Source organism: Syntrophorhabdaceae bacterium (assembly GCA_028713955.1).
Lineage (GTDB): Bacteria > Desulfobacterota > Syntrophorhabdia > Syntrophorhabdales > Syntrophorhabdaceae > UBA5609.
Genome location: JAQTNJ010000166.1, coordinates 1 through 6,928, shown reverse-complemented (window position 1 = coordinate 6,928; position 6,928 = coordinate 1). Strand labels below are relative to the sequence as shown.

The following is a 6,928-nucleotide window of genomic DNA, read 5'->3' as shown; positions in this document are numbered from 1 at the left end:
AATCCTCACTTCGCCAGATTTTTCAGCCGGTCAATGATCACGGCCAGGGATTTCTCCCGGTCTTTCAGGACATCACGGAATTCCCTCTTGTAGGTACGCCTGATCTCCACTCTGAGGTGCATATCATACCTCTCTATGACCTCAAGCAGTAATTTTGCCTCTTCCAAATTCATATTAAGGGCAATCATTTCCGACCTCCTTTTTTGTTGCACATTACCGAGAAACCGCTATTTCTGCCTGTAGATATATTGATAAGCGTTTCGCAGTCTCTGCGCAATAATCCCCATGAGATGTTTATAAATGATCAACCCCTCGTCCGGGTGGCGCTTTACAGCATTTTCAATTGAGTCGCGGGCTATCCGTATGGCCTTCGTACCGACAACGCAGCGCGCCATTGCAGAGTATGTATAAGGTTCAACAAGGGCCGACCAGCCGAAGATCTCACCGGGCCTGATGACCTTAAAGTGCATATTCTCCTTTTCGAGGACAACGATATCGACATCACCTTCTACAAGCACATAGAGATAGCGTGCATCCTCGTCGGCCCTGAATATGACCGTATCCTTTCCGAAGCTCACCTCTTCACTGTTTTTACCGATCTCACTGATTACGCGCTGGCTTACACCTTTAAAAAGGTCTGATTCCCTGGTCGGAGATGCCTCCATGATGGACATGCCAATCACCTCCTTGTTTATATGATCTCTTACTATTCTATTAGCACATTATTGTATTCTTGCAATAGTAAAGCGTCCTGACCTGCACGGCGCAGCGGCAAGTTTGGTTTTACAACGGTGTCCAAATATGGTAATAAAACAGCTTACAGGCACACCGTATAAAATGCGCCCATAGCTCAACTGGATAGAGTGTTGGACTACGAATCCAAAGGTTGCAGGTTCGAATCCTGCTGGGCGCGTATTTTCATATAAATACAACAAGGGTAAGCCGGTCTGTGCGTAAAACCCCTTTACGCGCAAGCACAAAAAAGATGTCTCAAAGAATCTAATAAACAGGAACCCATGCGATGATCACGATAAAAAAGGTGAGCGAATACAAAAACGATGGGCATTCCGGTTCATCGGATATAACCGGTACCTACCTCGTCACAGATAACGGGAAAGAATTCACCATTATCTACAGGTCTCACAGCCACGGCAGCAGCCTCGCGCTTGAGGGTGGAAAAGGGTCCCTTTACACGGACAGGGAGACCAAAACGGTACACAACCAGGTGGTGCACCTCGGCGGTGCCTGCGGACTGAACATCGATGACACATTGATCGAGGGATTATCGCCCCGGGCGCTGCAAGGCGTTATCTTCGCCGAGCAGAACGGAATAACAGAAGAGATCGCGCTCGCAACGGAAGGATGCGGGGACGGTCCCGACGAACCGGCGTCGACTTAGTATATAGTATTTCGTATATCGCAGGGTAACCCTGATTTTTGCAGTTTACTATATACTACATACGATATACTATATACTATCTACTGCTCTAATTATGAAAAAGAATAGACATAACATCTCACCTGACTTTGACGAAAAGGTTCTCACCAGGATCCTGGCGCAGGAAGGGCGTCCCTTAAGCCTCAATGAGCTTATTGACAGACTCCGCATCAGCAGAAAATACAGAAAAGAACTGAAACGGTTCCTGGGAGATTTGAACGAGAAAGGTTCAGTGATGAGGCTGAAGAGCGGCTCATTCGGCATACCGCGCGAGATGAATCTTATGGCAGGGACACTCTGGTGCACAAAAAGCGGGAATGGGTTTGTCATCCCCGATAAGGCGCAAGAAAAAGATGTCTTTATCCCGGCACGATTCATCAAAGAGGCCCTCCACGGCGACAGGGTCATTGCCCGGATCGAGCACACATCGAGGGGACGCAAAGAAGGGAAGATCATCAAGGTTACAAAACGGGGCATGCGGAACATAGTGGGTTTCATCCAGCAGCAGAAAGGACAGCTTTATGTCATACCCGAAGACGAAAGGGTCTCCCAGCGTTTCATTGTCGGGACATATCCAAAAAACAAAGAGATGCACGATGGCGACATCGTAGCTGCCAGAATAACGAAATTCCCCGAGGAATGGAAAAATCCTGAATGTGCGGTCGTAAAGTCATTAAAAGGGTTAGACAGCACCCAGTCTATCACGCAGTTCGTGGAGTATAAGTACAACCTGCCGCTCCGGTTCAGACAAAAAACCGAGTCAGAGGCAAAGGCGCTGAGACTGGGGGACGAAATCGAAGATGGCAGGATCGACCTGAGGAAGCTGAGGCACGTCACCATCGACGGCGAATACGCAAAGGATTTCGATGACGCCGTCTGTATCGATAAAATAAAAGGCGGTTATACCCTCTATGTCTCGATCGCCGATGTCTCCCATTATGTCCGGCCATCATCGGATATCGACCGGGAGGCATACGAAAGGGGTACCAGCGTTTACTTTCCGGGCAAGGTTCTGCCGATGATCCCCAAGGCCCTCTCCAACATTCTCTGCAGTCTGAACCCTGATGAAGACAGGCTCGCCGTGACAGCAGCAATGCACTTCTCAAAGGACGGCAGCCTGGTCAAAAGTACTTTTCAAAAATCCATCATCAGGAGCATCAGGAGGCTCACCTACAACCAGGTCGAAGAGGCATTAAACGGCAATACAAAGACACAGGCACAACTGGCAGACATCATGCCGGATCTGGAGCACATGAAGGAGCTTGCATCCGCCCTCAGGGAAAAGAGGACACAGCGGGGCACCCTCGATTTCGACCTCCCCGAGCCGGAGGTAATCCTCGATATCGAAGGCGGCATCAAGAACATCCTCCGTTCGCAGAGACTCTTCTCTCACCAGATCATCGAGGAGTTCATGATCGCCGCGAACGAGGCTGTGGCAAGCTATCTCTTCCGAAAAAAACTGCCTGCCATATACAGGATCCATGAACCCCCGGACAAAGAGAAGCTCCGGGACTTCGAAAAACTTCTTTATACCCTTCCCGTCAACAGGCAATGTAAAGACCGGAGGTTTTTCCTGTCGCAGATACTCGAGAATGTTCATGGGACGGATTATGAATTTTTTATCAACAGGGTACTGTTGAGGTCCATGAAGCAGGCAAAATATTCACCGGTGAATAAAGGACACTTCGGGCTGGCATCGGACTGCTATCTGCATTTCACGTCACCGATCAGGAGATATCCCGACCTTGTATGCCACAGGGTCCTGAAAAGCACCTTCAACGGAGGCCACCGTTATAGCGAAGAAGAGCTTGGCGAGATGGCCCTCCATCTTTCGGAAAGGGAGCGGGTGGCGATGGAGGCTGAGAGGGAGCTTGAGGACAGGATCAGGATACTCTTCATGAAGGACAAACTGGGCGAGGTATATGAAGGCATCATAGCCCACATCACGTCCTTTGGATTTTTTGTGGAGCTCCTGGATATCTTCGTTGAGGGCGTTGTCCTCCTGTCGGACCTCCGGAGCGATTATTTCATCTTCCAGGAAGAAAAGTTCAGGCTCATAGGGAGGAGGACGAAAAAGATATTCCGCATCGGCGACAGGGTGAAGATAAAGGTTATCCTCGCCGACGTCGAGCACAAACGTCTCCACTTCGAACTGATATAAAGATACAGGCCCTTCCTGGCGGGGAGACTGGATACTGGATGCTCGATGCCGGTCAGATCCACTTTGATTTGTTGCCGTCTGCTTACGACTGACGGCTGATTGCTGATAATGGCGGAGGGAGTAGGATTCGAACCCACGGGGCGCGTGAACGCCCAACGGTTTTCAAGACCGCCGCTTTCGGCCACTCAGCCATCCCTCCGGATAGAATCAGCTATGAGCACGGAGCATAGAGCTAAGAGTTCAAAAAAAATCGTTGCACCAAAAAGACCAATATGTTCATCCCTCTGCTCTCCGCTCTCAGCTCTCTGCTGAAGTTACCATCTTATCAAAGAACTGCCCCAGGTGAGACCGCCGCCGAATGCAGTTAAAAGCACGAGCTTTTCTTTTGTGATAGTCCCATTCCGTACAGCTTCGTCAAGGGCTATGGGAACTGTTGCAGATGATATATTACCATATTTCTCGATGGTCATATAGATCTTTTCCATGGGTACTTTCAGCTTCTTCGCCATGCCCTGCAGGATACGGAGGTTCGCCTGATGAGGGATAATGACATCGACATCATTGATCGCATATCCGTTCACGGCGACCGCCTCTTCGCAGGCCTCCGAGAACCTGTTCACGGCCACTTTGAAGGATTTGTTCGCCTCTATCATCTTCAGAAAATGGAGTCCCTTGTCAACGCTCGCATAAGAGATAGGTGTTGTCTTTGATCCTCCGCCCGGCATAAGGAGTGTGTCGCCGCCTGCTCCATCAGTATGGATATGAGTGGACATTATCTCCGCGCCTGTATTTGTTTCGGTGATTACGGCCGCCCCTGCCCCGTCACCCCAGAGGATGCAGCTTTCCCGCTCTTTCCAGTTCACTACCCTGCTCATGATCTCACCGGCAACAACGAGCGCCCTTTTGTTCGTCCCGCACCTGATCATCCTGTCGGCAATGTGAAGGGCAAAGATGAATCCCGAGCATGCAGCAGTAATATCAAATGAAACAGCGTTATTGCATTTCAACTTCGCCTCAAGCCAGTTTGAACCGGCAGGACAATGTGTATCAGGCGTGATCGTAGCGAGGATGAGAAGATCGATATCGTCAGGTTTCACGCCCGCGGCCACCATGGCCCGCTCCGCGGCAACTTTACAGAGGTCGGAGGTTGCATGATTCTCATCCGCAATCCTCCTCTCTTTGATGCCGGTTCGCGTATATATCCATTCATCGGACGTATCCAGAAATTTCTCAATATCATAATTCGTCATGACCTTCTCAGGAAGATACGAACCTGTCCCAACTATTCCAATTCTCATCATTAAATTCCCCTGTTCAAGCAATGAAGGGTTCCGGAAGCTGTGCACCCCTGAACCCTTTTTGAGTGTCTTAATAGAACAAAAAAGGCAGATAATTGTCAAGGATTTAATATGGAGCACAGATGCTGGATGCCGGATACTTGATACTGGATATACGGCTCACGCCTGACGGTTTTCTCCAGCATCCAGAATCGAGTGACGAGCATCCAGTATCGAGTCGGCTATGGGCTGCATTAATTCCTTGACATACGAGCCTTATCTTTTTAAAACTTGTCGGCTGCCGAAACGATGACGAAAGAGCACATAGATGCCGGGGGTTTTGCCGCGATCCTCGCCCTCACCATACTATCGTTGCCTTCGTATCATACTTTGTCTGGTTCCTGATACACGTCCATCCCGTAAGCAGGCTCTCGGCCTTCACATTCCTGACACCGATATCCGGTGTCTTTTCGGGGGTCTTCTTCATGAAAGAAGAGTTGACATTTGGACTTGTTTCAGGGCTTATACTTGTCTGTGGCGGTATTTACTGCGCCAACTACAGAAAATGAAAAAACATAAATTCATTACCATACTCGGGCTCATAATCAGTCTCGTTCTTCTCTATTTTTCCATGAAGGATATACGGTTCCGGGAGATCATCGCGACTCTCAAAAACGCTGACCTTCGTTTCGTATTTATGCCCACAATGTCCATCTTTGCCGCTGTAGCGCTTTGTTCCCTAAAATGGGCACGGGTTGCCGGCGGGAACGTCAGGTTCCGCGATACCTTTGCCTCCCTTATCATCGGTCTTTTTATCAACAACATACTCCCTGCGCGAATTGGTGAGCTGGCACGGGGCTATGTGCTGTCAAAAAGGACGGGGATCTCTCTTACGTACGGCATCACAACGGTCATCATCGACAGGATCTTCGACCTTATCGGACTTTTACTCATAACATTTTTCTTCTTTCCAAAACACAGCCTGCCCCCCAGGGTCTCGCAGGCCATCTCCATACTCGTCCTTGCACTCTTCATCCTCGTCACACTTATGGTGCTTTTAAGCAGGGAAAAGTTCGTTGGCGCCATTGCCGGCAGAATCGCAAGAACAGGGAAACCGGCCTTTACTAAATTTGCAAAACGTCTCATTGAGATACAGGAAAACCTGAAGAGGATCGGCTCGCCGTTGAATCTCCTGTATATTATCTTCATCGCCTTTATCGAATGGCTCTTCATGGCTTTGGGGCTTTATTTCGTTATCCTTATGCTTCACATCAATATCAGTTTCTTATATATACCTTTCATCTGCGTGCTCCTCAATATGGGTATCACCATCCCTTCATCTCCCGGTTACATCGGTCTTTACCAGTTCCTCCTCGTATATCTGCTGTCCATATTTGATGTCCCGAAGTACGAAGGATTTACCGCTTCAATCATCTTTCATGCCTCCTGGTACATCCCATACAATATCCTGGGCTTCATCTTCCTGATCAAAGAGCATCTGAAGCTGAAAGAGATACAGAAGCTGGAAGAAAATCAGTAACGACAAATTCGAAACACTAAGCACCAAACACCAAACAATCTATAAATCCAAAACTTAAATGTACAAAACAAATACATTCCCCTGTTTTGATATTTGAACATTTGAATTTGTTTGGTGCTTCGATATTAGAATTTCGGATTTGCTTCTTTGACTATGGATACTGCGGGACGCTCTTGAGGCCCGCAGTCTCGTCTATGCCGAGGGCGATATTCATGTTCTGGACAGCCTGGCCTGACGCGCCTTTGACGAGATTGTCGATGGCGGAGATGACAACGATCCTGCCGTCTTCAAATACCTTCAGACCGATATCGCAATAGTTCGAAAACCGCGTGAACCTGGTATCGGGATATGCGCCTTCATCGACAATACGCACGAAAGGCTCTCCGGCATAGGTTTTCCTGTACAACGCGAGAATGTCCTTTGTTGCGGAATGTTCTTTCAGCCTGCCATAGACCGTTGTAAGAATACCCCTGCTCATCGGCAAAAGATGGGGAACAAAGGTGACCTTCATC

General features: G+C 48.7%; 8 protein-coding genes and 2 tRNA genes. 4 read left to right on the top strand and 6 right to left on the bottom strand.

The annotated features are described in order from the left end of the window. Window positions 1–5: 5 nt before the first annotated feature. The gene (locus PHU49_12455) at window positions 6–188 is read right to left on the bottom strand and encodes a hypothetical protein (GenBank protein ID MDD5244818.1); all 183 of its coding nucleotides are present in this window, start codon (window positions 186–188) and stop codon (window positions 6–8) included. 39 nt (window positions 189–227) lie between these two features. Continuing rightward, window positions 228–674 (bottom strand): cyclic nucleotide-binding domain-containing protein, encoded by a 447-nt coding sequence (locus tag PHU49_12450; GenBank protein ID MDD5244817.1) that lies wholly within the window; start codon window positions 672–674, stop codon window positions 228–230. 165 nt (window positions 675–839) lie between these two features. Here PHU49_12450 and PHU49_12445 point away from each other — a divergent pair. From PHU49_12445 to rnr, 3 genes are all read left to right on the top strand, one after another. Next, window positions 840–913 (top strand) — tRNA-Arg (locus tag PHU49_12445). Between the two features lie 108 nt (window positions 914–1,021). Further along, window positions 1,022–1,399 carry a hypothetical protein gene (locus tag PHU49_12440; GenBank protein ID MDD5244816.1) on the top strand — a complete coding sequence of 126 codons (378 nt, stop codon included), beginning with the start codon at window positions 1,022–1,024 and terminating at the stop codon, window positions 1,397–1,399. A 94-nt stretch (window positions 1,400–1,493) separates the two neighbouring features. Next, window positions 1,494–3,599: a ribonuclease R gene (gene rnr / locus PHU49_12435; protein ID MDD5244815.1), complete on the top strand. Its 2,106-nt coding sequence runs from the start codon at window positions 1,494–1,496 to the stop codon at window positions 3,597–3,599. Window positions 3,600–3,708: 109 nt separating this feature from the next. On the opposite strand, the gene PHU49_12430 is transcribed toward rnr, so the two are convergent. From PHU49_12430 to PHU49_12420, 3 genes are all read right to left on the bottom strand, one after another. Continuing rightward, window positions 3,709–3,798 (bottom strand) — tRNA-Ser (locus PHU49_12430). A 115-nt stretch (window positions 3,799–3,913) separates the two neighbouring features. Beyond that, window positions 3,914–4,900 carry a ketoacyl-ACP synthase III gene (locus PHU49_12425; protein MDD5244814.1) on the bottom strand — a complete coding sequence of 329 codons (987 nt, stop codon included), beginning with the start codon at window positions 4,898–4,900 and terminating at the stop codon, window positions 3,914–3,916. Window positions 4,901–5,234: 334 nt separating this feature from the next. After that, window positions 5,235–5,363, bottom strand: coding sequence for a hypothetical protein (locus PHU49_12420; protein MDD5244813.1), 129 nt, complete (start codon window positions 5,361–5,363; stop codon window positions 5,235–5,237). A 78-nt stretch (window positions 5,364–5,441) separates the two neighbouring features. Here PHU49_12420 and PHU49_12415 point away from each other — a divergent pair, with 78 nt between their 5' ends. Further along, entirely contained in the window at window positions 5,442–6,416 is a 975-nt protein-coding gene (locus PHU49_12415) for a lysylphosphatidylglycerol synthase transmembrane domain-containing protein (GenBank protein MDD5244812.1), read from the top strand. Between the two features lie 151 nt (window positions 6,417–6,567). Here PHU49_12415 and PHU49_12410 read toward each other — a convergent pair. Then, window positions 6,568–6,928, bottom strand: a 361-nt coding sequence (locus PHU49_12410; protein ID MDD5244811.1) for an Asd/ArgC dimerization domain-containing protein, incomplete at its 5' end; no start/stop codon positions are given.